At 47.0% G+C, this 26,816-nt stretch carries 25 protein-coding genes and 1 riboswitch; of the genes, 12 read left to right on the top strand and 13 right to left on the bottom strand.

The window, feature by feature from the left end; all coding sequences use genetic code 11:
• Window positions 1-30: 30 nt before the first annotated feature.
• Complete coding sequence (locus ACQW03_RS13085) at window positions 31-342, top strand: hypothetical protein (protein ID WP_441950066.1); 312 nt, start codon at window positions 31-33, stop codon at window positions 340-342.
• 39 nt (window positions 343-381) lie between these two features.
• On the opposite strand, the gene ACQW03_RS13080 is transcribed toward ACQW03_RS13085, so the two are convergent.
• From ACQW03_RS13080 to ACQW03_RS13065, 4 genes are read right to left on the bottom strand one after another with little or no spacing between them, the layout of a single operon-like run.
• Window positions 382-747 carry a hypothetical protein gene (locus ACQW03_RS13080; protein ID WP_441950064.1) on the bottom strand — a complete coding sequence of 122 codons (366 nt, stop codon included), beginning with the start codon at window positions 745-747 and terminating at the stop codon, window positions 382-384.
• On the bottom strand, window positions 744-1,856 hold the full coding sequence (locus ACQW03_RS13075; protein WP_220030383.1) for a GerAB/ArcD/ProY family transporter: 1,113 nt from the start codon (window positions 1,854-1,856) through the stop codon (window positions 744-746). Before ACQW03_RS13075 ends, ACQW03_RS13080 begins: the two co-directional genes overlap by 4 nt.
• A gap of 27 nt (window positions 1,857-1,883) precedes the next feature.
• Entirely contained in the window at window positions 1,884-3,059 is a 1,176-nt protein-coding gene (locus ACQW03_RS13070; RefSeq protein ID WP_028540755.1) for a Ger(x)C family spore germination protein, read from the bottom strand.
• Between the two features lie 43 nt (window positions 3,060-3,102).
• The gene (locus ACQW03_RS13065) at window positions 3,103-4,737 is read right to left on the bottom strand and encodes a spore germination protein (protein ID WP_441950061.1); all 1,635 of its coding nucleotides are present in this window, start codon (window positions 4,735-4,737) and stop codon (window positions 3,103-3,105) included.
• 224 nt (window positions 4,738-4,961) lie between these two features.
• Between ACQW03_RS13065 and ACQW03_RS13060 the strand changes: the two genes are divergently transcribed.
• Window positions 4,962-6,053, top strand: a complete 1,092-nt coding sequence (locus ACQW03_RS13060; RefSeq protein ID WP_441950059.1) for a diguanylate cyclase — start codon at window positions 4,962-4,964, stop codon at window positions 6,051-6,053.
• Window positions 6,054-6,140: 87 nt separating this feature from the next.
• Here the strand turns inward: ACQW03_RS13060 and ACQW03_RS13055 are convergent, their stop codons facing one another.
• Together ACQW03_RS13055 and ACQW03_RS13050 are read right to left on the bottom strand one after the other, a co-directional pair.
• On the bottom strand, window positions 6,141-6,638 hold the full coding sequence (locus ACQW03_RS13055) for an Rrf2 family transcriptional regulator (RefSeq protein ID WP_025720321.1): 498 nt from the start codon (window positions 6,636-6,638) through the stop codon (window positions 6,141-6,143).
• A gap of 66 nt (window positions 6,639-6,704) precedes the next feature.
• Window positions 6,705-9,656 (bottom strand): glycoside hydrolase family 3 C-terminal domain-containing protein, encoded by a 2,952-nt coding sequence (locus ACQW03_RS13050; protein WP_441950057.1) that lies wholly within the window; start codon window positions 9,654-9,656, stop codon window positions 6,705-6,707.
• A gap of 234 nt (window positions 9,657-9,890) precedes the next feature.
• Here ACQW03_RS13050 and ACQW03_RS13045 point away from each other — a divergent pair, with 234 nt between their 5' ends.
• The 4 genes from ACQW03_RS13045 to metE all read left to right on the top strand — a co-directional run bounded on the left by ACQW03_RS13045 (window position 9,891) and on the right by metE (window position 15,954).
• Window positions 9,891-10,361, top strand: a complete 471-nt coding sequence (locus ACQW03_RS13045) for an AbrB/MazE/SpoVT family DNA-binding domain-containing protein (protein WP_076292715.1) — start codon at window positions 9,891-9,893, stop codon at window positions 10,359-10,361.
• Between the two features lie 291 nt (window positions 10,362-10,652).
• Entirely contained in the window at window positions 10,653-12,602 is a 1,950-nt protein-coding gene (locus tag ACQW03_RS13040; RefSeq protein ID WP_441950054.1) for an anaerobic ribonucleoside triphosphate reductase, read from the top strand.
• Complete coding sequence (nrdG, locus tag ACQW03_RS13035) at window positions 12,599-13,096, top strand: anaerobic ribonucleoside-triphosphate reductase activating protein (RefSeq protein WP_076292716.1); 498 nt, start codon at window positions 12,599-12,601, stop codon at window positions 13,094-13,096. Before ACQW03_RS13040 ends, nrdG begins: the two co-directional genes overlap by 4 nt.
• Before the next feature lie 182 nt (window positions 13,097-13,278).
• A riboswitch (cobalamin riboswitch) is annotated at window positions 13,279-13,474 on the top strand.
• A 161-nt stretch (window positions 13,475-13,635) separates the two neighbouring features.
• On the top strand, window positions 13,636-15,954 hold the full coding sequence (gene metE, locus ACQW03_RS13030) for a 5-methyltetrahydropteroyltriglutamate--homocysteine S-methyltransferase (RefSeq protein ID WP_441950052.1): 2,319 nt from the start codon (window positions 13,636-13,638) through the stop codon (window positions 15,952-15,954).
• A gap of 87 nt (window positions 15,955-16,041) precedes the next feature.
• Here the strand turns inward: metE and ACQW03_RS13025 are convergent, their stop codons facing one another.
• Entirely contained in the window at window positions 16,042-16,575 is a 534-nt protein-coding gene (locus ACQW03_RS13025) for a DUF6985 domain-containing protein (RefSeq protein WP_220030390.1), read from the bottom strand.
• Between the two features lie 382 nt (window positions 16,576-16,957).
• Here ACQW03_RS13025 and ACQW03_RS13020 point away from each other — a divergent pair, with 382 nt between their 5' ends.
• The 5 genes from ACQW03_RS13020 to ACQW03_RS13000 all read left to right on the top strand — a co-directional run bounded on the left by ACQW03_RS13020 (window position 16,958) and on the right by ACQW03_RS13000 (window position 20,150).
• Window positions 16,958-17,287 (top strand): PadR family transcriptional regulator, encoded by a 330-nt coding sequence (locus ACQW03_RS13020; RefSeq protein ID WP_061830478.1) that lies wholly within the window; start codon window positions 16,958-16,960, stop codon window positions 17,285-17,287.
• Window positions 17,280-17,831, top strand: coding sequence for a DUF1700 domain-containing protein (locus ACQW03_RS13015; protein ID WP_071643483.1), 552 nt, complete (start codon window positions 17,280-17,282; stop codon window positions 17,829-17,831). Before ACQW03_RS13020 ends, ACQW03_RS13015 begins: the two co-directional genes overlap by 8 nt.
• 4 nt (window positions 17,832-17,835) lie before the next feature.
• Complete coding sequence (locus ACQW03_RS13010) at window positions 17,836-18,687, top strand: DUF4097 family beta strand repeat-containing protein (RefSeq protein WP_441950049.1); 852 nt, start codon at window positions 17,836-17,838, stop codon at window positions 18,685-18,687.
• Window positions 18,688-18,807: 120 nt separating this feature from the next.
• On the top strand, window positions 18,808-19,527 hold the full coding sequence (locus ACQW03_RS13005) for a 3-ketoacyl-ACP reductase (RefSeq protein WP_013312448.1): 720 nt from the start codon (window positions 18,808-18,810) through the stop codon (window positions 19,525-19,527).
• A 185-nt stretch (window positions 19,528-19,712) separates the two neighbouring features.
• Window positions 19,713-20,150: an AbrB/MazE/SpoVT family DNA-binding domain-containing protein gene (locus ACQW03_RS13000; protein ID WP_071643672.1), complete on the top strand. Its 438-nt coding sequence runs from the start codon at window positions 19,713-19,715 to the stop codon at window positions 20,148-20,150.
• A gap of 69 nt (window positions 20,151-20,219) precedes the next feature.
• On the opposite strand, the gene ACQW03_RS12995 is transcribed toward ACQW03_RS13000, so the two are convergent.
• Window positions 20,220-20,678, bottom strand: a complete 459-nt coding sequence (locus ACQW03_RS12995) for a hypothetical protein (protein WP_071643691.1) — start codon at window positions 20,676-20,678, stop codon at window positions 20,220-20,222.
• Between the two features lie 120 nt (window positions 20,679-20,798).
• On the opposite strand from ACQW03_RS12995, the gene ACQW03_RS12990 reads away from it, so the two are divergent.
• A complete protein-coding gene (locus ACQW03_RS12990) occupies window positions 20,799-20,960 on the top strand; it encodes a hypothetical protein (protein WP_220030391.1) in 162 nt (53 codons plus the stop codon).
• 25 nt (window positions 20,961-20,985) lie between these two features.
• On the opposite strand, the gene ACQW03_RS12985 is transcribed toward ACQW03_RS12990, so the two are convergent.
• From ACQW03_RS12985 to ACQW03_RS12965, 5 genes are all read right to left on the bottom strand, one after another.
• Window positions 20,986-22,149 (bottom strand): nitric oxide synthase oxygenase, encoded by a 1,164-nt coding sequence (locus ACQW03_RS12985; RefSeq protein ID WP_441950046.1) that lies wholly within the window; start codon window positions 22,147-22,149, stop codon window positions 20,986-20,988.
• A gap of 150 nt (window positions 22,150-22,299) precedes the next feature.
• Entirely contained in the window at window positions 22,300-22,776 is a 477-nt protein-coding gene (locus ACQW03_RS12980) for a Dps family protein (RefSeq protein ID WP_025721838.1), read from the bottom strand.
• 417 nt (window positions 22,777-23,193) lie between these two features.
• A complete protein-coding gene (locus ACQW03_RS12975; RefSeq protein ID WP_441950043.1) occupies window positions 23,194-24,921 on the bottom strand; it encodes an adenine deaminase C-terminal domain-containing protein in 1,728 nt (575 codons plus the stop codon).
• 28 nt (window positions 24,922-24,949) lie between these two features.
• A complete protein-coding gene (locus ACQW03_RS12970; protein WP_441950041.1) occupies window positions 24,950-26,008 on the bottom strand; it encodes an ABC transporter ATP-binding protein in 1,059 nt (352 codons plus the stop codon).
• A gap of 16 nt (window positions 26,009-26,024) precedes the next feature.
• The gene (locus ACQW03_RS12965) at window positions 26,025-26,813 is read right to left on the bottom strand and encodes an ABC transporter permease (protein WP_013312456.1); all 789 of its coding nucleotides are present in this window, start codon (window positions 26,811-26,813) and stop codon (window positions 26,025-26,027) included.
• Window positions 26,814-26,816: the final 3 nt, after the last annotated feature.

Here is a 26,816-nt window from a genome sequence, read left to right as displayed (position 1 = left end):
ATTTATTTCAAGTCAATGGGATCGGATAAATTGAACGACTTTGCAACACAATGTATACATGGTACATGCTTGGCTTATATAAATATCGGAGGGATGCTTGTTGAAAACACTTTGGATATTCATGCTTTTTATGCTGCTAATGCTAGGAACAAGTATGTCGATAAAATGGCTTTTTGGTGTTCATCATCCTTGGGAGCCTATTTCATTGGCTTTTCTCACGATGCGACCATCAGAATATATCGTCCTGATAGGAATGCTCATGGTGCTTCTTATAAATGTGGGCAAAAAGCAAATAGGAAACGCATTTCGCTTCCTTTTCTCACAATGGTCACGTTTCCTTAAAGTTTCTACTTCCTCCTCTGCCTCTCCGCAAGAGAGTCATCAGAAAGAACAAACAAGGGAAAACATAAACAAATAATGGATGAATATAGATGAGGGACAGTGCTGCACATTCGCAAAGGTGCTTAATAATGGAAAGATCGAGCGTTCCGTTATACTCGTACCCAGCACGGTTACATTTAATATTGCAACTTCAACTAATACGATACCTCCGGCTAGAATACTCCCATATCCAGCTTTGATGAGCTGTGAAGGCCTTTTTACGCAGAGAATCATCAGAAAAGCCACGACCAGGCTTGGTATTTTTTCAGTAAAGATAATGACCGCATTTCCATGAATAAAATCGAACATCAAAATGAGCATTTGACCGATACTGTTGTATGTTTTGTCGGCAAGACAATGTCTCATGAGACATTGTCCTCTCCTTTTTTATTTCGGGTCTTTCTCAGCCCACACACGATTAGCAGCAAGATAGGAAAAAACACGGCAAATATCGGAAACAGCCATTTCAGCACTAACTCGCCTGTTTGAAGGTGATCTTGATAGTTCAGTGTCATCAATACACAAGAGACTAACATGATAATCCCAAATGGCAGGATCAGTTTATCGTATGACATTCTCAATACATCCTCTGCGGCTTTAAGCGCGGCATAATAGAAGATGAAAATTTTAAAAAAATCAAAGATAATAACGCTCATAACGCCGATGACATCCACTCTGTCGATAAAATCAGATATTTCGACCTTGCTGATCATCGAGAGTAGCGGGTAAGTCGCCCGTTTAAACACATCCTCTCCCAGTGCAAGCACATTAGACAGTGTAACAATAGACAGGAGCAGCCCTCCGAACAATATAGCAGAGACCCCTACCCCATTGGCACGATAGCCCTTTTTTAATGTGGGAAGAATCATCGCAAACGTAACCATCTCGCCGTACGGTAGCATCACGGCTTGCGAATAAACAACTTGCCATATCGGCTGCCAGCCATGCTCGGCTATGGGCAATATATTGCCCACATCTACAATGCCTGCCAACAAAATTAATATATTCGTAGCCAGGCCCAGCAGTAGCAGCAAAATCAACATGATGATGGCCGTTCGGCCTGCAACCTCGATTCCCAAATACACCACATACATTACAAGTCCAATCATTAAAGCACAAATGACTGTCAACGGCGTATGCTGAAGTGTCCGGTCGGCAATCAGGATCCCCGTGTCCCGAAGATCCCGTGCTCCGCCGTAAAGAAAAAACACGATATATAAAAAAGCAAGCGCACTCCCTGCTTTCTTGCCCAAAAGGGTTCTGCAGTACTGTGTCATGAGCAAGTCGGGAAAGCGTCGGTGAAGGCTGCCATAGCATACAAAAAGCATTGCCCCCAAAACCGTGGAAATGAGGATGGCGATCCATGCATCCTTGCCCGCATTCCTTCCGGGAATAGACATCATGGATGTACCCATCTCAAACAACACCATAAGAGAGATCATCTCTTTTGCACCTATCTGTACCCTTTTTTTCATGGCCTTCCCTCCTTGTTCTATTTTTCACTAGTCTGATTCCCCCTTGGAATATGGGTTAGTCCGCGACTGAGTGTGTTTCAGTATAGAAGTCACTTGAATACGAACGGTACTTTCCGCAAAATAACGGCTCCAATCGTGAGAGAGCCTCTTCCATTGTTGGGGATGGCTCCTCTCCAGCGCAAGGCCAAAGCCTATTACATCGCTGCGGGTACGCTGAATGTCCCTGACTGTTGAAGCGATTACTTTTTTCGTCTCCTCTGTCCATTGCTCCTGCAGTCTTTTCATCGCCTCCGGACTCTGTAAGTTAATCGAGCACTCGGCTTCCTGTACTGCCCCGGTCTGTTTTAAGTTAATCACAAAAATAGGCTCTCCTTGCTCCATCCGAGTGTGTATCTTGGTTGCAGAAAACAAGGTTTCGATGCCAATGGTTTCCCTATTCTTACCGCAGCTCAGTGTTGTTTGGGCACCTTTCACCTTGTTGTTGATCATAGACAGTCCAATGGCCTGGTCATCGTCCAACCAGTGGACAAGCCGATCCTTTTTGAACACCCCCATTCCGTTAATATGAACAATGGCTTTCGGTAAAATATTGTCCACATTGTTCTTGCTTGCAGCCTGCTCCAAATTCCCATTGACCCCTATGCCCGTCAGCACAGGACCGCCACCCTTATGAGACATGCTGCGAATGACATCGTCGATAGTCACCGCGTAATCCCCGGCATACAAACGCTCCGATGTTTCCAGCTTTCCTGAAATATCATTGGCCGGAATACGGCCGATCGCGGTCATGATTGCCAGTACATCCTTCCCAGTATTACCGCGTGCCACCAGCATTTTCACCGGCAACCGGATTTCTGTAGACCTTTCCAAAGAATCCATCATATCGCCGATTCCAGCCCGTGCCAGCTTTTCACCAATAACGACCAGTTTGGTGTGCGCCAAAGAAATGATCCTCGGAACCTTTTGTGAGGCTCTGCGGAGCGCTTGAAACAGATTTTTTCCCTTTTCCCGATACAAAACGACAGGAGTATCTCCTCTCGCTTTGGCTCCGGCGATTTCATCTGCCACGATCACCTGTAGGGAAACTTCGTAATCTGACTCCCCAACCATATCAATTCCTATCCCCGCTACTACTGCTCTCTGGTTTAACTCCACAGAATCCCAGCAACCGGATAACAAGGGAGCGAACAGTAACAGGACCAAACACAGTCTCCCTATACTCCCCTTAAAGGTTACTGCCCTTTGTTCATTCCTCTTCCCCTGATACACCCTGATTGCCCCCCTCCTGCATCGGTGTGGTTTTATCAGAAGGGGAATTCCCGCTTCCATCCTTCATTCGTTTCTGGTTCTTAGACGTTATGCTTTTAGGACGTTTCTTCATCATCCAAAATGGGAGTCGCAATACGGCATCCTTTTGACTCTCCAGCACAAAAGGACTGAAAGGCGCCATGTAGGGCACCCCGAAGGAACTTAGACTGTTCATATGAGCAATCAACGCAATCAGCCCCAATGTAATGCCGTATAGCCCCATAAACGCTGACAGTATCATGAAAATAAACCGGCACAATCTCCCGGCCACTGCCATGTTATAGGCTGGGATTGCGAAACTGGCTATTCCTGTCAGGGCTACTATAATTGTGAGCAGCGGGGTGACGACTCCGGCTTCCACGGCCGCTTGACCCAACACAAGCGCACCAATAACGGATACCGTTTGACCACCCGCACGCGGCATTCGAATACCCGCCTCACGCAAAATCTCAAAGGTAATCTCCAAAATAAACGCCTCTAGAAATGCCGGAAAAGGAACGGATTCCCGCTGAGCCAATATGCTGATCAGTAGTGGAGTCGGTATCATTTCATAATGGTATGTTGTTAAGGCAATGTAGAGAGAAGGCCCCAGAATAAGAATAATGAAGCTGATATATCTAATGAGCCGAACAACAGTCGCCATATCGTAACGCTCTTCATAATCCGAAGAACTCTGAAAAAATTGGGCAAATATTGTAGGCATCACCAGTACAAACGGAGTCCCGTCTACGATGAGCGCTACTCGGCCCTCCATAATATTGCTGCTGATGGTGTCGGGTCTTTCCGTGTTAAAAATCGTTGGGAATGGTGTGAAATGATTTTCCTGTATCATCTCCTCAACCATGCCGGACTCAAATATAGCGTCAATATTGATGTTTTCTATCCGTTTACGAACCTCATCTACGACGCCTGGATTTGCAATATTCTTCATGTACAGCATGGCTACATTCGTGAGAGACGTGCTTCCCACTTGGAACATCTCCAGTGTAAGATCGGAGCTTTTAATCCGTCGCCGGACCAGAGAAATATTCGTGAACAGGGATTCTACAAATCCTTCTTTCGGTCCTCTGACGACTGTCTGTGTTGTTGGCTCGCTGACTGCGCGTGTCTCTCCCCCACGCGTGCCGCACGCAATGGCTTTTTCGCAGCCTTCCAATAAGATGATCGTGTCCCCCATTAACAGTTGTTCCATCATGGAACTCCAATCATCGCAGTCCGTCACTTCTCCCAGTGCAAGCGCATGACTCTGTATTCTTGCGTACAGCGCTTCTGCATTCTCCGCCTCAGCAGCCACTTCAGCAGATGAGCGGCTAAGCATGGATCTCATGATGAGTTCATTCACCGTATCCGTTTTAGCCATACTATCCAGAAACACAATAGCGGCGGGAACATCCGCCCTCAGCCCTAATTTAAAGCGGCGAATCAGAAAGTCTGGGCTATCTGATGTCAATTTCTTAATTTGCTGCAAGTTGGTTTCCAAACAAGTATCGATTTTTAAATAGCGCGGAGAATTTTCATTGTTCTTGCCCGCACCCGACTTTTTATTATGTTTGCGATAGGGATAGCGAATCATGAGCAAACCTCATCTCCAGTAAGGCAGCAATAGATACCGCCCATTTTTCCTTATTCTTGTATCTTTGGAGTATGCTCAATCTATTCCCAGTTATGCACCAAACACATGAACGAAACGTTATAAGCGCATCAACGTAATAAATTTCAATAAATTCTTCATTTTCAAGCTTAATGTCAGTTTTTTTGATAAAATGAAGAAATATGCCTCTCGGGAGGGTTAGCATCTTGTTCAGTACGTTTTTTGTAAATACCTGTATCCTTGTCACCTTTTTGTACATAACTGGCCTCATATCACAAAGATATAAAATCCGTCTGCACACCTTGAAGCGTAAGATACATTGGATCGGAGGCGCTCTTTTTGGGTGCTATGGCATTGTTATGATGTACTATTCAATTCCAGTAGGGTTTAATACGATTGCCGATCTTCGTCATTTGGCCATCGTAGCTACTGCAACGTACATCGGCGGCCCAGCAACGCTCATGGCTACCCTATTTATATGTGTAGGTAGATTATTGCTGTTTGGTATTAACGCTCAAGCCATCGTAGGCGCTATTTTTATGATGCTCGTTGGGCTGGGGTGCGCTTTGCTGTCACATCTGTCCTGGTCACGTTTACCTAAGCTGATCATTATGAACGTTTTTGCTTTGGGCATTATATTCTGTCCCCTTATGATTAATTTGAAAAATCTTGATGATGTTCTGCACGTTTATCCGCTCCAATTCTTCATTTCCATGGTCGGCGGGTGTCTGCTGTATCTCATTGCTGAATCTATCAACACATCCAATGAGCTATTACTTCGTCTGGAGCATACCTCCTACACAGACCATCTCACTAATTTAAGTAATAGAAGACAGCTTGAGTTCTCATTGGAAGAGAAGCTCCCTCAAGCCCGCCAACGTCATGAGCACTTATCTGTACTGGTGTTGGATATTGATCACTTCAAGGAAGTCAATGATACCTATGGGCATGCGGCAGGAGATGCAGTGCTGCGCCAGCTTGGGCAGATTTTAATGGAAAAATGTCGTCCTAATGATGTAGTCACCCGCAGCGGAGGGGAAGAATTCACCGTGCTTTTGCCGAATTGTGCTTTTCGGCAAGCGTTGCGCATAGCTAATCAAATTCTTAGCGGAGTAAATCAGCACGAGTTTATTTTAGCGGACGGTCTTGTTCTCAAGGTCACGGTGTCCATCGGCGTGACGACTTTTCCTGGTACCGGGGAAGATATGTCCGGGGCAGCCCTGTTAGAGCAGGCAGATAAAGCACTATACGAAGCTAAAAATGCAGGACGTAACCGGGTTTGCTCATATGAAATATAATTTGAGACATGACCATTTCATAGAAATAGCCGATACAACCCTCTCTTGAGAGTCGTATCGGCTATTATCATTTTGAATGAAAATGTGTTAATCCCTCTGAGAAGGAGACTTGGCATCCTTATCTTCATTATGATTGCATTTTCCCACCACGAGTGATGTACGATTGGCAAGCGAAGCCAGCGTATGGGACCCCCATACTTCCAGCATACGTCGTTCGCTCTCGGCTAAAATTTCGGATACGGCTATCGCCAACTCCTCACAAAAAGGATTGGTTTCCGGTTCATGCATCATACCCGGGAAAATCGGATCACATATTTCAATGGCGTGGTATATATCGGCAAGTGTAATATGGTCGGCCGAACGGGTAAGCACATAGCCTCCCTCACGACCTTCGCGTGCTGCAATCAAATCTGCCTGTACAAGTCGCGTCAGCACCCTGCGCACCAAAGTGACTTCGCAGTCAATGGAACGGGCAATAGAACCGCTGGCACAGAGTTCTCCGTGCTTTTCCAAATAGACAAGCGCCTTTACCGCCACCCCAAGCCATTTGGGCGTTGCGGTGCGTAGTCGTTTTTCACTATTCAAATGAGATGACACCCCTAAGCTGTAGAAACTTCGTTGAATGCATTGTACGTGATGTCAGAAGTAAGTTCAAGCCTGAAAGCCGGAATCCTCTGTAGCATTAGCGCCCAAAGTAAAATGAGCTAGCCGCACTTCCCCGCTTAACAATAGGTATACAACACGTGTGCCAGAGACTGAATGTACCGCTTCCGAAAGCGTAACCCATGCTTGCGCCCCTCCTGTATTGCCCACGTTCACACGTGCCACAGCTTCGCTGTCCGGTGCATCCAAACGCAGCTCAATTGTGGCATCGCTACTGTTGCCTGACACGCGGCACTGAAGCTCAACCACACTCACCGTATCCATGTCTACGCCATGAAAGGCAATCCAACCGGAACGTTGAGGTGTGCGCGGACGCACACAGGCCTCCCTTTGCTCCTTGCTTTCATCCAGTACAATGTCGGAGCAATCATCAAAGTTTTCAGCGCGGATACTTCGTCCGGCTTGGCGTGGTGGAATAACTTCGCCACGAACGTACACAGGGTGCTCTAACCGGATATCTGCTGAGGAAGCGCCTGCCAGCAGTGTATATTCACCCGATTCAACGCAATAGCAATCCCGTGTAACATCCCAAATCGCCCAATCCTTCATCCGAATCGTAAAGGAAACCGTTCGCGTCTCACCTGCCTCTAAGCGAATCCGTTGAAAACCGCACAATGTCTTCAATGGTCGCTTTACTCGTGAGGCACCAGGCCGTACGTAGAGTTGTACAACCTCTTCACCAGCAGCTAAGCCCCTATTCGTCACCTCTACCCACACCTGGAGCGTATCCACGGCATCCAGTGCAGCAATAGATTTTACGCTATCCTTTGGGGCATCCGTACGCAGGTCATTATATTCAAAAGGCGAATACGTCAATCCATGGCCAAAGGGATACAAGGATTCACCTTCAAAATATTGATAGGTACGACCACCACGAATAATATCGTAATCTTTGATGTCGCCCAATTGATCCTCGCTCTGAACCCAGGTCATGTTCAAACGCCCCGCTGGCGCGTAATCTCCAAATAACACATCCGCTATTGCCGTACCATGCTCTTGTCCCGCATGAGATGTGTATACGATCGCTGGAATATGCTCCTGAACCCAAGGGATGGCAAATGGATAGCTGCCCGTCAGAACCACAATCGTATTCGGATTGACGCGATACACTTCTTCGATAAGCCGTTGCTGGGAAGCTGCCAGTTCCAAGCCTGGGCGGTCATTCTCTTCCTTTCCATTGATGAGCGGGTGATTTCCAACAAATACAATTGCTGTATCTGCCGCTTGCGCAGCGGCTATCGCTTCCGCTAAACCATCAGACACCGTCTCTACCTGGAATGTTTGGCTCTGTCCTGAAATTGTCGAGGCTGTCGAGGCGTTACTCTCTACAACGTTAAGTGCAGATTTTTCAGCCTCCACTACCTTTAATGAGCCCTCCGTTCCGGCAATCACTGGTTTGCCATTCCATGTTGTCCACAGATGCTCTCCTTGTCCAACAGGAGTCAGCCCAAAGACCTCTTTGACATACCAGCCATACGCTTCATCAGCTGTCACACGGAGCGTTTCCTCATCACTCGTCACGTAAGTACCCAGATGCTCATCATGTAACGTCACACTGCCATAGCCCCAATCCGTCATGGTCAATACTGTGGGCTCTCCATCCTGGGATAGGCGCATCTCGCCAGAAGAATCAACTGCGAGCTTCGCTCCGTCATTCGCCGCCGTCAAGGTCACGCGATTCTTGGCATCACGGTACACGACGCGTTCCTTTGCGTCCTCGCCTTCTAGCTTGGCACAAATCGCCTCCAGCGGTGTAACCCGGTAGGGCAGCGTACCGGAATACCAGTCGCGGTACACCTCATTGCCATGTGTACCAATGACCGCTACTTTGCCACACCCGGCAGGGTTCAATGGCAAGAGTTCATGCTCATTTTTAAGCAGTACGATCTGCTCCCTCGCCGCACGCAACGACAATTCACGGGCTTGCTCTGTCATGAGAGCTTCCTCTCCGATCGAGGCATAGGGATTGTCTGCCGCCGGGTCGAATTCCCCCAAACGAAAACGGACACGGAACGTATGGAACAATGCCCGATCCAAGTCTTCTTCTTGTAGCATTCCTTGCGCCAAAGCTTCTCGAATCGCCTGCTTGGAAAGCTCCGCATCATCTGTAATGCTGTCAATTCCCGCCCGAATAGATTCGGCCACGCCAGGCGTATGGGAATCGTAATACTGATGATCATTGACAATCCCCATGACATCACCCGCATCACTTACAACAAAGCCGTTCATCCCCCATTCGCCCCTGACAATATCGTTAACCCCATGATATAACGTAGCAGGCGTTCCATTAATCAGGTTGTAAGAAGTCATCATCGACTGGGCTCCGCCTTCTGTAAAAGGCTTCTCAAAGGCTCTTAGGTAATATTCTCGCAGGTTTCGTGGGTCTATACTGGAGGAGCCAATTCCCCGGTCCACTTCATTGTTGTTACCCAGAAAATGTTTTAAAGTGGCAACCGCTTTCAAATATACCGGATGATCCCCCTGTATCCCCTTGACTAACTCCTTTGACAACTCTCCCGTCAAATACGGATCTTCGCCGTAAGCTTCCTCATTGCGCCCCCATCTCGGGTCACGCTCCATGTCCACCGTAGGTGCCCACAGGGTCAGACCGTTTAATTTGGGATCACGGCGATAGTAAACACGTGCCTCATCTGCAATAACAGAGCCGATGAGGCGCATTAATTCCGTATCCCAAGTACATGCCAATCCTACAGGATGAGGAAATGAAGTCGCCTCACCCAACCACGCTATCCCGTGTGCCGCTTCCGTACCGTGCTTGTAAGCTGCGACTCCCAATCGGTCAATGGCCGGCTGGTATTGCAACATGGATTCAACCTTTTCCTCCAAGGTTAGTCGCGACACGAGATCCCGTACACGCTCATCCAGGTGAATCTTCGGATCTTGAAATAAATATTCGATACCCGTTGTTTCATGACTCATATCCTTCATCTCCTTAGCTTAATTAAGATGATAAAAAGTACTTTTATGAAAACGTTTTAATATATCATAGCTAAAAAGGAGTACCCCGGCAACAATACCGAAAACATCCTATACTGGATGAAAGAGAGACCCCAGCATAAAGACAAAAAAAGTTGTATTTTACCTTCAATATACAAAGCTAAAAATAATATTTTTTGGTATAATCAGGATATATCATTGAAGGAGGAAGCGCTAATGAAAAATACCGGAATGACAAGGCCTCTGGATCAATTGGGGCGGATCGTACTCCCTAAGGAAATGCGCACCACAATGGATATCAATATCGGTGATTCACTTGAATTTTTCGTAGATGAAGAAGGATTTGTATTAAGAAAATACACGGGTGTCTCCTGCAAATTTTGCGGCGCGGTGGATCATTTAACATATTTTCGGGACAGCTTTATTTGCGCAGAGTGCATCCAGGTATTAAAGAACGATGAAAATGTGCATGCCACAAGCACCGATGCTATCCAGGCTCAAGAACATTCCAAGCCGACCCGAACCAACACAACCTGGCAGCCCAAGCAATCTAGAGTGCAGCAAGGTGAAATGGTAAAAAAGCTACGCAAGCTGATTCAGGAACACCCGAACCTGCCACAAAAAGTGTATGCCGAAATGCTAGATATTTCCCAAGGCCGGGTGTCCCAGTTGAAAAAGCTACTCTAAACCTTCTCGAAACAATATCCCAAGATCATATATTATGTACTCGCAAGCCTATCATTTTCATCGTAACTATGATTGCCAGATATAGAGTAAGGTACATATCCGTGGATGTGTCCCTTACTCTGTATCTGGCTTTTTTATACCGCCCACTCCTATCAATGTGACAATAGTCACATACTCTCAATGTTTACGTATATACAATATATAGATCGAAACAATTGGTTAACACAAGATATCATCAATATGTTGTTTTTGTGAAAAATATATATATTTTACTATATGGAGGGTTTTACGATGAAGGTGCTGGAGGAACATCAATTATACGACATCGGCGAGCGGGTCATTGGGGCACAAGATCTGGACATGCTACGGGAGAATGCGAATTTGAATGGAGAATCGTTCAGTGGCAAAATGAGCAAGCTTGGGTCCGAGTATGCCAAATGGTATGCGCGCCTGCGGGTACTTCCGCCTGAACTGACGAACGCGATTGACCACGGATATGTATATGTTCACGATTTGGACCAATATGCGCTCGGAACTACGAATTGTATCTTTATCCCTTTTGGTCGTTTACTGCGAGACGGCTTCAATACAGGCAACGGCTCTGTGCGCACACCGCAAACGATTATGTCCGCTATGGCACTGGTCGCCATCATATTCCAGTCTCAGCAAAACAGCCAATTCGGAGGTGTCTCCGCCAATAAAATAGATTGGGACCTTGCCCCATACGTTGCCCGGTCCTTCCGCAAGCATCTGCGCAAGGGACTACGGTTGTTCGAGGAAGAGATAGAATCCAGTCTGTCTGACGACGAACTACATATGGCCAATCCCTATTTGCAAGAAGTCTGCCCTCGTTCATACGCATTCGCACGCGAAGAAACGGAAACGGAAACCCGCCAGGCTGCCGAATCGCTCATTCATAACCTGAACACCATGAGCAGTCGGGCGGGTGGACAGATTCCATTCACTTCACTGAATTACGGAATGTGCACGTCTGCTGAAGGACGGCTTGTTACTCAATCGCTGCTGGAGGCCACTATTCGCGGCTTGGGTAGCGGGGAAACTCCTATTTTTCCGCAGCATATTTTCCAATGCAAAGAGGGAATCAACCAGGCAGAAGGCGACGTCAATTATGATTTGTTCTTACGGGCGGTAGAATGCTCTAGCAGACGGATGTATCCCAATTTTGTGAATGTGGATGCCACCTTCAACTTGCCTTTTTACCGTGCTGATGACCCGGATACCATTATAGCGACAATGGGTTGCCGTACCCGTACCATTTCTGACCGTTTCGGCAGAAACCGGCAGAGTGGCAAGGGAAATCTCTCCTTCAATACCATTAATCTGGTGCGGCTTGGCATTGAGTATGGTATTTGCACAGGCAAACGCCTGACACCTGACCGTGATCGCTTTGATGCGAGACTGGAAGAAGTTATGCGCATTGCGGTGGATGGCCTAATCCATCGCTATCAAATCCAGACCAGCCAGCCGGCCAAAGCTTCGGACTTTATGATGCGTGAAGGGGTATGGGAAGGTGGAGAAGAACTGGCGCCAGAGGATAAGGTGGGAAGCGTACTAAAGCACGGTACGCTTTCGATCGGGTTCATCGGGCTGGCTGAGTGCATGAAGGCACTATACGGGAAACACCACGGGGAGGATGATTTCGTATACCGCGAGGCACAGCGAATCATCACTTCCATGCGCGTGTATTGCGATCGAATGAGTGAACATCACAATTTAAATATTACATTGTTCGCTACGCCTGCCGAAGGTCTGTCGGGCAAATTCACATTGCTGGATCAACGTGATTTCGGGATTATTCCTGAGGTAAATGATCGAGAATATTACACGAATTCTTTTCATATTCCCGTGTATTACACACTCCCGGCTGCTCGTAAAATCAGCTTGGAAGCTCCGTTCCATAACCTATGCAACGCTGGTGCGATTTCATACATCGAGCTGGACGGCAATGCGCGGAATAACCCGGATGCGTTTCTTAAAATTGTTCAGTACGCGCTGCATCAGAACATCGGCTACTTCTCTATCAACCACCCGGTGGATCGTTGTACGGAATGTGGTTATGAAGGGATTATCGGGACAAGCTGCCCCCAATGCGGCACAGATGAGGAACATACACACTTTCAGCGCTTACGTCGGGTAACCGGATATCTGACAGGAGATTATACCGTTCGCTTTAATGCTGCAAAACAGGCAGAAGTTCGAGACCGGGTGAAACATAAGTGAATTTGTGTGGCTACATTCCGGAATCTCTGAACGAAGGATACGGCCTGCGCACCGTCGTGTTCATTAGCGGTTGCCGCCATGCCTGTCCCGGATGCTTTAATCCAGCGTCGTGGAGCTTCCGTGCAGGTGAGCCATTCACACCCCAACGACAACAGGAAGTCATTCGTGACATCATGGATAATCCGTTGTTGGACGGACTGACTCTCTGCGGGGGAGATCCGTTTTTCTCAGCAGCAGAATGCTCGCAATTTGTGCGTGACTTCCGCAAGGCCTGTCCCGACCGAACCGTGTGGGCTTATACTGGCTTTGTCTATGAAGATTTACTCACAGATCAGGAGCGACAGGAGCTAGCGCTTTTGTGCGATGTGATTGTGGATGGTCGTTTTGTAGAACAGCAAAAGGACCTGACCCTTCCCTTCCGGGGCAGTCGCAACCAGCGTCTGGTGGATGTGAGAGCCAGTATTCAGGCAGGCTATACCGTTTCATTGGCATAAGGCGATGTCTACCCAGAAGGCAAGATGCTATATCTAATGTAAGACAAGTCCCCCTCACGGGTAAGGCTTGTCTTTTTTTCATATGCTAACAGATTCCATTGGAGTTTCTATTGCGCATCCTGTAAGTTTCACTTATGATGGTGAACAAGTATACGAGTGCATAATTATTCGTCATACCTCAACCGCATAGCTTGGAGATAGGTGTCTGTTCTATTCAGATCAGGCTTAAAAGGGAAGCCGGCGCAAATCCGGCACGGTCCCGCCACTGTAAACGGGGAACTTTCAGCTGTTCATATATCCACTGGTCCACAGACCGGGAAGGAATGCTGAGAGTCATGATCCGTAAGTCAGGAGACCTGCCTATTTTAACAACATCGCAAGTACCTACGGAAGATAGGGAGGTGTTAAGAGCAGTCGCCGTATTTTTGATTTTTCAATCACGGAGGCATTCTTTCCCCTACTTATTTTTAACTCTGGGGGGAAGAATGCCTTTTTTGGTACGTAAAAATAAAACAGCTACCCACTAGGAGGAAAAGTACATGTCCATTATTGAATGGCCTGAATTGTCCGGCTTGATTAGCAGTAATCTGGGATATCCACGTATCGGCGAAAACCGGGAATGGAAGAAAACACTGGAACGCTTCTGGAACGGCAGCATTGACGAAAGCGAACTGCAAACGGAGATGAAAAGATTAAGGTTGGAGCATCTGAGCAAGCAGCGTGACAAGGGGATTGATCGCATTCCTGTCGGAGACTTCTCCTATTACGATCACATGCTGGATACATCTGTGATGTTCGGTCTGGTACCCGAACGGTTCAACCATCGTCCCGCAGGTCCGGTTCCTCTGTCCGTGTATTTCGGGATCGCTCGTGGACAGAAGGGAGCAACCGCCAGTGAAATGACCAAATGGATGAATACCAATTATCACTACATCGTTCCTGAATTGGCAAACGCAGTCCCGGTGTTCACTGAAAATAAACCTTTACAGGCTTATCGTGAAGCAAAACAAGAACTAGGCATTGATGGGAAACCGGTCCTCATCGGCCCCTATTCATTCGTTACCCTTTCCAAAGGCTATGATCATAAGGATTTGGCCACCATCGTACGAAGCTTCCTGCCACTGTACACCCGTATCCTGTCTGAACTAGCGGCAGAAGGCGTTCAGTGGGTCCAAATCGATGAACCTGTCCTGACCACCTCATTCCCGGCAGAGGATTTGGACATTATTCAGGAAGTCTATGAAGCTTTAACTCAAGCTGCGCCCTCTTTAAATATAATGCTGCAAACCTACTTTGGCAGCCTGGACCATTATGAGCGTCTGTCCGCACTTCCGGTACAGGGACTGGGTCTTGATTTTGTGTATGATGATGGCGAAAATCTTCAGCATATATTACAGCATGGCTTCCCTAAAGGAAAAACGCTGGGCGCTGGGGTCATTGACGGGCGCAATATATGGCGCAGCGACCTGAACGCTGTGGCTGCCCTGCTGGGTCAGTTAGCAGAACAAACCACTGCCGCACAGCTTATCGTACAGCCATCATGCAGTCTGCTGCATGTGCCAGTCAGTCTGGAGGCAGAGCAAAAGCTGGACAAGGAGCTGGTGCAAGCGCTGGCCTTTGCCGATGAAAAGCTGGAGGAAATCGCCGTCCTGACGGCTGCACTTGGCAAACACGATCCTTCCGCACTCGCCAAGCTTGAGCAAAGTGCGGATGCGGTAACCCGTTTCAACAGCTCAGCGGCACGCGTACAGACAGCTGCAGATCTGGCCGACCTGTTGGCAAAAGAGCCTCTGTCACGCAGCGTTCCTTTCGCCGAGCGTCGTGAGATTCAGCAAAATAAGCTGAAGTTGCCTCCGCTGCCGACGACGACCATTGGTAGCTTCCCGCAAACCGCCGAGATCCGCAAGGCCCGCCTGCACTATCGCAAAGGAGAAGGGTCTGCCGAGCAATACCGGGCGTTCATCCAACAGCAAATTAAGGAATGGATTGATATTCAGGAGGACATTGGCATTGACGTGCTTGTACACGGCGAATTTGAGCGGACCGATATGGTTGAATTTTTTGGCGAAAAGCTGAACGGCTTTGCTTTTACGCAAAACGGATGGGTGCAGTCCTACGGCTCCCGCTGTGTCAAACCGCCGATTATATACGGAGACGTTTCCTTCGATCAGCCCATGACCGTGGAAGAAACGGCATTCGCCCAATCGTTAACCTCCAAGCCTGTTAAGGGAATGCTTACAGGCCCTGTGACCATTTTGAACTGGTCTTTTGAACGCAACGATATTCCTCGTAGTCAAGTTGCTTTACAATTGGCTCTGGCATTACGGGCAGAGGTAGAGGCACTGGAACAAGCGGGCATCGGCATGATTCAGGTCGATGAGCCTGCAATTCGTGAAGGGCTTCCACTGAAAAAAGAACAACAGCAAGCCTATCTGGATTGGGCGGTTCAAGCCTTCCTTGTGACCACGGCCACCGTTGAGCCTGCGACCCAAATCCATACGCACATGTGCTATTCCGAATTTCAGCATATGATTCAGTCCATCTCCGATATGGATGCCGACGTTATATCTATTGAAACTTCACGAAGTCACGGAGAACTGATTGTCAGCTTTGAAGATCAGGTATACGACAAGGGCATCGGTCTGGGCGTGTACGACATCCACAGTCCGCGCATCCCCGATGTATCCGAAATGCTAAGCATGATCCAGCGTGCCCTGCGCGTACTGCCATCAGATTTGTTCTGGGTTAATCCAGACTGTGGTCTGAAAACCCGCACCAAGGAGGAATCTGTCGCCGCCTTGCGACTAATGGTACAAGCGGCTCAAGCAGCCCGGGCTGCATTGGCTGTTTCCAACTAATTTTTTTATCGTATCGAATAGCGCCATCATTTCACCTTATCCTATTCCCCTTCCCCGCCCTTTTTGCTAAAAGCCGGGAAGGGGGATTTATTCTAGGTCATATAATGTATAAACGCCTTGAATATGCTCCATTTTCATCTGCTTCATATGTACGCCTAAGCCATGTTCTCGATCCCAGGAACAACTAAAATTCAAATACAATTCATCCTTTGCCGATGAGTCGGAAATTAGTATAGACATAAGTTGTATTCGATCCAGCAATTGTTCCGGCCGCTCCACATAAGGCGCATATTCATCGGGGTCCTCTCCCCATGTACTGTAAGCATTCCGGTACTTTTCCACTATGCCAGCATAATGATGGTGTATGGACTCCAACACTTGAGGATGAATAGCTGACGAATATTCCATATACTGCTCCCATGTCTTTTTTTGCAGGTCTGTAGGTTCTGCTATAGCCTGTGCCTGTTCTTCGGAGTCGGCTCCCACGATAAATTCAACTTCTACTTCCGAGGGTTGCCCGCAAAAATTAAGATGCACTACACCACGCAGAACAACCTCCTCAGATACATCCCAAGGCTCATCATCCTGTTCCAGTTCCATATACCAATGTTTCCAGTCCACCCTTTACCCACCTCTTCATAAAAAGTAATCTATAACCCTATTGAATACTTTACAATCTATCATTTTAATGAATGAAATTAAAGTAGCATCCTATTTGTGCTTCCAGCCATATTTCGAGGAATTCCCAAATAAAACTACTTTTTTCTACAACATTCGCTATTCATTGAAGCCTTCAAGAAAGAAAATCCGCCCATTTTGGCACAAATATTTTATTATTAAAAATTTAGTACCTTGCATTAATCAGTACATGATGTTAAATTATACCTGACTACTGTTCTATAATTAGTACCCGTGACAAATTATGCACAAACACACGTTTCTTCCCCTTATTCCGAACGACACCTATGAACTATTGATAACATCCAGGAAGGGAGCACCGCTCGTGAATGTGAACATCCAATTCAAAAAAGGGGTACTGGAACTGTGCGTTCTAGTTCTAATTGGACGCAGAGACCGTTATGGCTACGAGTTGGCTCAAGCCGTCTCCCGTCATATTGAAGTAGCTGAGGGAGCCCTATATCCACTGCTTCGCCGTCTGGTATCAGAAGGATACTGCACAACGTATTTACAGGAATCTACCGAGGGGCCCCCCCGCAAATATTATCGGCTGACTGATACTGGAAGCCATTATACAAAAATACTTACGCGGGAATGGAATGATTTTGTCCATCATGTCGCAAGCCTACTGGAGGAAGGAAATTCCGATGAATAGAAAACAGTTTCTTACAGAGGTGGAGCAGCGTCTTTCTCCTCTCCCTGCAGAGGTACGCAATGAGCTGCTTAGTGATTTGAGCCAGCATTTTGACTACGGGTTGGTCAATGGAAAAAGCGAAAGTGAGATTGCCAATGAGCTGGGTAACCCAGAGGATATTGCCCGAGAAGCGTTGGATGATCCCAATGCAGCTTGGAACGCTTCTCCTCCGCTTCGCCAGGGAAGCTTCGCACGCAATCTTTTTACTTTCTTAGGGCTGCTGTTTCTTAACTTGCTGATCTCCATCCCGATTATGGCTACCCTATGGGTAGTATGGGTTTCATTGACCGTGGTAGCGGTCAGCTTCATTGCAGCCCCCCTTCTCGCCGTTACTGACTATGCGCTAAACAGTACCTTTTACCCGGCCAAATTCTTTTTCTCTATCACGTTGACGGGTATAGGTCTATTGCTGCTGTCTGGAGTACGCTATCTCTTACTCCTTATGGTCAAAGGCACAGTACGATACTGGAAATGGAATCAGACTACCCTGAGGGGAGCTTACTAACAACATGAATAAAAAGTGGTTTATTACAGCAGGCCTGTGCATTGTGATCGGTGCAGTCGGAATGGTGGCTTACGGTGCCCCATGGAGTCAACAAGTCATGAAGGAAACAACTGCGATTAACAAAAAATGGACGTTCACACGTGGTCAGCTACAGAAGCTGAAAGTGGACAGTTCTGATGATGTCTCTATTTTGTTTACTCCTGGCTCTGGCGACCAAGGTACGATACGCATTAGTGGAGAAGTTCAGACAAAGGTAGCCGACCAAATTCATAATGCCCGAATTGAGAACGGTATGCTTACGATTCAATCGGAGCCGGCCGCTTCCTTGTCATTCCTTTCGATCACCCCTGATGTGGATCAAACGATTACCGTAGAGATGCCCTCCGGCGAAACACTAACTGACCTACAGGTAGATGCACATTCAGGGAATGTAAAACTTCAAGATGGCTCCGTGCAGAATACTTCCATCACCGCTACTTCAGGCACTGCCGAGATTACAAACTTCCAAAGTACCCACCTGATCGCAAATTTAACATCCGGCAATTTCACAGCCAGTCAGCTTGCAGCAGATATGGAGTTGAAGCTTACTTCAGGCGATGTTACCATCCGCGATTATAGCGGTAATGGCCTTATTTCCCTAACCTCAGGAGAGACAAATATTACGCAACGTGCCGTAGCCAACTTGGAAGTGAATGCTGATTCTGGTGACGTGAAGATTAAGCAAGCTCCCGATTTTAAAGGTGTTTATAATGTCCACTCTGACTCTGGGAGTATAGATACTCCCGAATCTGTTCCCGGTAGTGTGAAGGTGATAAAGGTAGAAACCACCTCAGGGGATATTAATATTTCCAAATAGGAGACCTCTGGATGAATACCTCATCAGAGGCGAAGTTTGGTTCAATGAGTTTAACCTTGTATAATGTAACCATGTGCTCACATGCACAACCACGTTATGGAGTGAAAAGGAGGAGACTGGATGGAACTTAAGAATAAAACAGCCATTATTACAGGGGCCAGCAAAGGAATCGGTAAAGCAATTGCCGAAACTTTAGCTAAGGAAGGCGTAAACCTGGGATTAATTTCACGCACATTGACTGACCTGCAAAAGCTGCAGGATTCGCTGGGGAGTACATACGGTGTGAAAGTGGTGAGTGCCGTTGCAGATATATCGGATCGCGCACAGGCCGCTGCCGCTGTAGCTTCACTGGAACACGAGCTGGGCGCTGTCGATATTTTGATCAATAATGCAGGCATTGCTACCTTTGGCACAGTCGCAGATATGGACCCCGAAGAGTGGGAACGTATTATTCGCGTAAACCTGATGGGAACCTATTATGTCACACATGCTGTTCTTCCAAGCATGCTGGCACAAAAGAGCGGGAATATTATTAATATTTCCTCGACGGCAGGAGAACGAGGTTTTGCAACAGGCTCGGCATATTGCGCATCCAAATTTGCTTTGATGGGCTTCACGGAAGCACTGATGCAGGAAGTTCGCAAATCTAACATTCGCGTCACCGCGCTGACTCCAAGCACTGTCAATACAGAACTGGCGGCAAATGCAGGATTGCCTATTGGTGATGAAGATCGCATGCTTCAACCGCAAGATTTGGCCGATCTGACATTAGCTGCATTGAAACTGCCTCCACGGGTTCAATTAAAAGTAGCCGGTATTTGGACAACCAACCCACAGTAATTCGACACGACATCTTAGATTCATTGGCTGTACAATGCTCCGGCAGACGTAATTGTTCGTCATGCCGGAGCTTTTTTTCAGCATAGCTATACCAAAACAAACTGTAATATAAGCGCTTTTTACTTCCAGCATATATACATACAATTCCTACAACTATAAGCGCATTTCAGGAAAGGGGAAAAATGATGAAGAACACAGGAATGACACGGCCATTAGACCATTTGGGCCGCATTGTGCTGCCCAAGGAGCTGCGCAATTCTATGAATATTAATATTGGAGATGCTCTCGATTTTTTTATTACCCCAGAGGGACTGATGATTCGCAAGTATACGGGGGTTTCTTGCTATTTTTGTGGCGCCGTAGATCATTTGAGCTATTTCAGGGATCATCTGATATGTAAAAGTTGTATTGAAAATCTGAAGAGCGATAATCCTTCCAGTCATTTGAGTGAAGCACGTTCTGTCCAGCCCAAGAAAAGAAGGAGTTACAGAAATCAGAATGATCTCCTAAATAAACTAAAACAGCTCATGCAGGAGCATCCTAATGTATCTCAAAAAGAATTAGCCGAAATGCTCGAACTATCCCAGGGACGCGTGTCGCAGCTTAAAAAGCTACTCCTTTAAATGATCCGGCCCGATCTCGTCTGTTATTATCAACAAAAAAAGAGCCTGACGGCTCTCGGATCATCATCGTTACGCAATGTCAGAATGCTCCATAACCGGGACTCGATAGGCCAGCAAGGACTCGTCTATTACGGCAGAAATAAACGTTGCTTCTATTTCAGGCACCAGTCTAAGCGCATAATTCCATGCGTTTTCTTCAATTTGCAGCGCAAGTCGTTGCCGGGTCCCTATCCCGCTCTCTTGCTCCAAAGCATCGGAGAGATCCACTAATTCCGTATCGGCGGCGTGCCCGATCTCATGTGCAAGCACAACCGTAAAATACTCCTCAACTCGATCAACGCTGCCGAACATTTGTAAACACTGTGTTTCAATAACGTCCGTATACATGGTAATGGCGTGAGCATTCATAGCATATTTGCCCCCAATCAGCCTTCCACCAGGAAAACGTTTCTCCAGCTTGACTGTTACACCTATAGCAGCCCGTTCCAAAAGCTCAGCGACAATGCGCTCTGCCTGATATCTTTCCAACTTAGCTTCGCTCCTCAAACCAGGATATATAAAGTTATATTTACTCTAAACTCATGAAATCATGGATGTGTTCATACCATACACAGTACGATATTATACCTTTTTACAAAGGAGAATACCATGTCAGAAGATTATTATATAGGCTGGGGAACGCTTGCCCTTATTAATGCCGGTTTGACACAATCCAAAAATCGGAGCGGGCTAAATTGGTTTCTGCTCTCCCTATTAATAGGACCACTGGCTACCCTTTTTATCGTTGCATGGGATAAGCTGGAATCCTAATCCAGCCATTAGGTCATTCTCATCGTTATTCGGAATGAAAAGGGCAACCTTGGCGCTTCTGCTGAAGCACTGTATCTGATGCTGTATTAGCCTGCCTCGACATATACGGCTTATCTTGAACTCCGAAATTCGGCTTCACAAGCCGATTATCGTAGGAACTATGAAAAATATGCGTTGTTGCCGGGGATAGCGGGGGGATCAGCCATGTCCAGTTGCCTGTCAGTGCGCGCCCAGCCTTGGCCTCCCGTTCCTCAAACAGCTTGAATTGTGCCGCTGCGGTATGGTGGTCGACAATGCTGACTCCCGCCTTTTTAAAAGAATGCAGCACAGCAATATTCAATTCCACCAGCGCACGATCACGCCAAAGCGTTGTTTCACTCGTCGTATCTAGCCCCATCACCTTAGCCACCTGTGGCAACATATTATAGCGGAAGGTATCCGCAAAATTACGGGCGCCGATTTCTGTTCCCATATACCAGCCGTTAAAGGGAGCCGCCGTATAGATGATACCGCCAATCTCCAGCGTCATGTCTGAAATCATAGGCACGGCATACCAACGCAATCCCAAGGAAGCGAAACCCGAAAGTTCTGGATGCTCAATGTCTACCTCCATCACCAAATGTTCGGGAATATCAAATAGCTCGGGAGGCCGCCCGCCTGCTTCCACAACCAGTGGCAAAATATCAAAAGGAGTCATCGCTCCTTGCCAGCCCATATCTTTACAAGCATTGGTAAAATCCAACGAAATCGGGTCCCCGATAATCCCTTGATCGGTTTCATATCCAGCGTAACGAATGAGTTGATGGTTCCAGATGCGAATATTCGGCTGCCCCGGCTTGGAGGCGCGAAATACAGTAAGCGTTGGCTTAATTTTACCGCCATTCGTTCCTATGCGCATATGTTCCAGGAGCTCGCGGACCACCTCCGTCGCATCTGACGCGCCCCGCGCATCCCTGACCAAAAGCTTGTCCCAAAATAAGCGCCCGATGCAACGATTGCTATTGCGCCAAGCCATGAGTGCTCCGTGCTCCAGCTCTTCGTACGTATGATCATACGTTCCCGTAGCCTCTATGTCGTAACGAATATGAAGAAGCCGGGCTTCCGCTTCATCGCGGCTTCGGCCCAGCTCCTCATAACATGTATATATAAACTGCTCCGCTTCATGCAAAAGCTGTTGTTTCACTTCCATAACATACACCCCATCCCGGTAGCTCTATAACTCAAGAGCCTGTGGTCTTCCACGCCTTCACGTTATTATACTCCAGTGGCAGAGTGGAACCAACGGGATGTGTATCTTGTTCACCTGATCTTCATATACATGGAAATATATCCCAATATCTTATCCCAAATACGCACTCAGCATCCAGATATGTTTATCCAATGCTTCTCTCAAGCCGTTAAGAAGATCCTCTGTCGCTTTATCCTGTGCTGCTTCCGCTGCTTCCATCCCATTAGCCAGTTCAACAGTGATGGTTTTAAAATCAGCAACAACGGACTTCACCATATCGTCAGCTGTCTGCTCACCTGCGGACTCCTGAATAGCTGACAGTTGCAAATGCTCCTTCAAGGTCGCAGCCGGACGGCCACCAATAGCCAACAAACGTTCAGCAATCGTATCTAGATTAGCTGTTGCTTCATCGTAAAGCTCTTCAAATTTAGCATGCAGTGTGAAGAATTTAGGTCCTTTCACATACCAGTGGAAATAATGCAATTTTGTGTACAATACAGACCAGGTAGCTACCTGACGATTCAATGCCTTGTGCAATTCTTGAATAGCCTCTTGTGTAGGTGCGTTCGTATGATTTAATGTACTCATGTTAAAATCCCCTCTCGTTATCATTCAAAATATAGTTGGTGTAAAGCTTGGATACTCGTTAGCAGTAGTGTCTGATTTTCTTCAAAATCCCATGCGTCAATCCAATAAATATTAGTTAATTAATTTAGACTTAATCTAAATCCTGTTTTAATTATAACACTGTGTCGATGTTTTTCAAGTCTTTATTCGGTTTTAATCATGAAGATTACGTGAATTGATTGTAAATCTAACTCTACATGCAATCGGACATCCACAATCAGGACTTGTTTATCTTTTATACATAGGTTACATCAATAGGAGGATAGAAGATGTTAATTTTGTCTGCTAAAGCATCTTTATTTTAGGCAAAATCCATAACCTACCTCATACCTAACCACGACAAAAAAGAGCCGGCCCGTAAAAGGGGCGGCTCTTTTATTATTCTTGTATCTCTGAAGGTTCCACGATTAAAGGTACAACCTTGCCAGCATTTACATCAATCAGACCATGATCGGTAATCTTCAAGGCTGGGCTGACCGGCAAAGAATGCGTACTCAGCGACATGATTGGATTGTAATGGCGGTAGCCCAGCGACAGCAAGGCTGAACGCAGCTCTTTCACATGCGCTGCAACCATTTCCAGCGGTCCTTCTGTTAAAATCCCGCCTACGGTTAACGGCAAATGGGACAGCACCTTGCCATTTTCAACTACGCAAAAACCGCCTTGGCTGGCAAGAACCGTATTCGCGGCCAATATCATATCTTCCTTGTTATGCCCTACGACCAGCAAGTTATGGTTATCGTGCGAATAGGTGGTTGCCACTGCCCCACGTTTAAGCGTATCTCCCCCGATCAAACCGTAAGCACGGTTGCCATTCTTTCCATATCGCTCAAACGTAGCGATGAGTCCATGTTCACCATGTTCCCATACCAGTTCACCCTGCTCCACATGTGCAGGTGCAATCCGTTCACTCGTAAAAGTTGAGCCATCCTTGACCATCATAACACGGCATTGATGTGTGCCATCAGCTACATCCATCTTTACAGTAAAATCCTGCTCGGTGAGCGGATTGAGCTTCACACTTTGATAAAAATGGGCGGGGAAGCGACATTTTATCGGTGCCTGATGGTATTCCTCGAATTTATCAAAAACCTTGTGTCCGTCCTTATAGACTTGCTCCACATCAAACTGACCAAGATCGGACAGCAATACAAAGTCAGCTATTTTTCCCGGTGCAATGGTTCCGCGGTCATGCATACGCATCCGTGCAGCAGGAGTAAACGTAGCTGCATAAATGGCATCCTCAGGCTTCATGCCCATTCCGATAGCTTTACTTACGATATGGTTCAGATGCCCTCGTTCTACGAAAGAGTCTGGCATCACATCATCCGTTACGAAGCAAAAATGTTGTGCCACATCTTCCTGAATAAGATAGTCCATCACTTCAGGGGTCATGGATTTTTCCTGGATTTCAATAAACATCCCGGCGGCCATCCGCGCCTTCATACCTTCAATACTTTGGTGAGTATGGTCTGAGCCTATTCCCGCATAGATCAACTGATGCAGGTCCAGATCAAGCAGCTGCGGCGTATGGCCTTCAATGATCAGCTCCGGGTAATGCTCACGAACATGGCGTAAGATGCGATTCGTCTTGCTCTCCGGATCACGAATGACATCCACATAGTTCATAATTTCACCCAGGCAGATCATTTCACCGGTTTGCAGCAGGGCATCTATCTCGGGAATATCGATCTCGCCTCCTGAGGTTTCGAGCGGCGTTGCCGGGACAGAGCTTGGAATACCGTAGAACATATCAGCCACGCAATCTTTGCTGGCTTCCATCATTTCCTGAATGCCTTCCAATCCGAAAACATTCGCCATTTCGTGCGGTTCCGGTACAATCGTCGTTACCCCATTGCGAATCAGCCCATAGGAAAAGGTTGCCGGTGTCACCATTGTGCTCTCGATATGCAGATGGATGTCAATCAGGCCGGGAATCATATATTTCCCATGCCCCTCTACAATCTCAGCCACCTCAAAAGACTCCAGACCACGCTGACCGATATACATAAACTTACCGCCAAGTATAGCTACATTACCTTCTTCGAACGTCTTGTAGTAACTGTTATACACCTTAACTTGTAAAATCATTTTGTCTGCACGCATGATGTATCTCCTTCATCGAACCCGCTGATTATTGGACCAGCACCATTTTATCTGCCGGAAAATGCAGGGTGACCCGCTGACCACTCAGGTAAGGCGTATCCATTTCCTGATTAGCCGTAAAGTTGCCTTTCGCCGTTTCTACCACATACTGATAGCTACGCCCCAGGTAAGTACTTACCTTAATAATACCGGGAAGCTCATTTTCTCCTATCTCGTTGCCTTCTGTTCGAATGACCAAATCATCCGGGCGAATAGCGCCCTGACGAGCACCCGGCTGGGCAGTACCCTGATTACGCGCTACGCCGAACGAAAGATCGCCTGTATTCAGTTGAATACGATCCCCTTCTTCAGTACGCTCGTCAAAACTCAGAAAATTATTAAACCCAATAAAACGGGCGACAAATTCGGTCGTCGGATATTTAAAAATGGTTGATGGAGCATCTAATTGTTCGATGTTCCCCTTATTCATAATCGCAACCTGGTCAGAAATCGAAAAACATTCCTCCTGATCATGCGATACATATACGGTAGTGATGCCCAGTTCCTGTTGAATACGGCGGATTTCCACACGCATGTTTACACGCAGGTTAGCATCCAAGTTACTCAGAGGTTCATCAAACAACAGCAGATCGGGTTCAATCACAAGCGCTCGCGCAATCGCAACACGTTGACGCTGTCCGCCTGACAATTCACCGGGGAAACGTTTTTCAAATCCCCCCAGGCTAACCGTATCCAGCATGGCCATAACGCGGCGCTTTACATCATCTTCCTTTACCTTGCGTAACCGCAGACCAAAGGCAACATTATCAAAAACGGACAAATGCGGGAAGAGTGCATAACTTTGGAATACAAAGCCGAAGTTCCGTTTATTTACCGGAACCCGAGTATAATCCTTATCGCCAAACAAAAATGTTCCTTGTTTAGCTTCGAGAAATCCTGCAATGAGACGAAGTGTGGTCGTTTTGCCACAACCACTCGGTCCGAGCAGCGAGAGCAATTGCCCCCGTTCGAGCTGCAAATCGAAATCCTGCAAGATCAGTTGGTTGTCATAAGCGACCGATACGCGATCCAGAGTAAGCAGTGCCATAAGGTTGAAGCCTCCATTACCTTTTAGTGAAGTAAGACAATCCCATCAGTCGTTCAATCAAGAACATCAGGATACCGGTCAAAATCATCAGCATAACCGAAATCGCCGCAATCGTCGGGTCAAAATAATTTTCGACGTAAGTCAGCATTTGAATGGGCAGGGTGCTGAAGCCCGGTCCTGTCATGAAGACGGAAATGTCGACATTGTTGAATGATTCCAGAAAGGCAATCAGGATAGCCGCAATAATACCTGAGCGGATGTTAGGCAGAACCACCTTGAAAAAGGTTTCCAGCCGTCCAGCCCCCAAACTAAGCGCTGCTTCCTCAATCGCAAAATCAAAGTTAGACAAACTGGATGCAATGACTCTAATAATGAACGGCAACATAATCACCGTATGTCCGATCAATAGTCCAGCATATACTGGTAAATGGTAAACAATGATCAAATAGCGCAGCAGTGTAAAACCAAGAACAATACCCGGTATAAGCAACGGGGAGAGGAACAAAGCATTCAGCGCATCCTTCCCGCGAAACGAAAAACGACTAAGTGCATAGGCGGCAGGCATACCGATCAACAGTGCCAAGATGTTGCCTAGCAGAGAAACGACAATGGACGTTTTGAACGTGGACATAAACAAATCCACTTCAAAAATATTTTCATACCAGCGCAAAGAAAAGCCCTGCGGAGGAAATTTTAATACCGTGCCCGGCTCGAAAGAAGTGACCGATATGATCAACAGCGGACCGAGCAGAAAGATGAAGACCAGCAGGCTAAAGAAGCCTAGTCCGTAATGTTTCTCCCGCATATC

This window comes from Paenibacillus sp. DRB1-1 (assembly GCF_052119485.1).
In the GTDB taxonomy this organism is placed as follows: Bacteria; Bacillota; Bacilli; order Paenibacillales; family Paenibacillaceae; genus Paenibacillus; species Paenibacillus polymyxa_B.
This window is presented reverse-complemented; position numbering and strand designations above follow the sequence as displayed.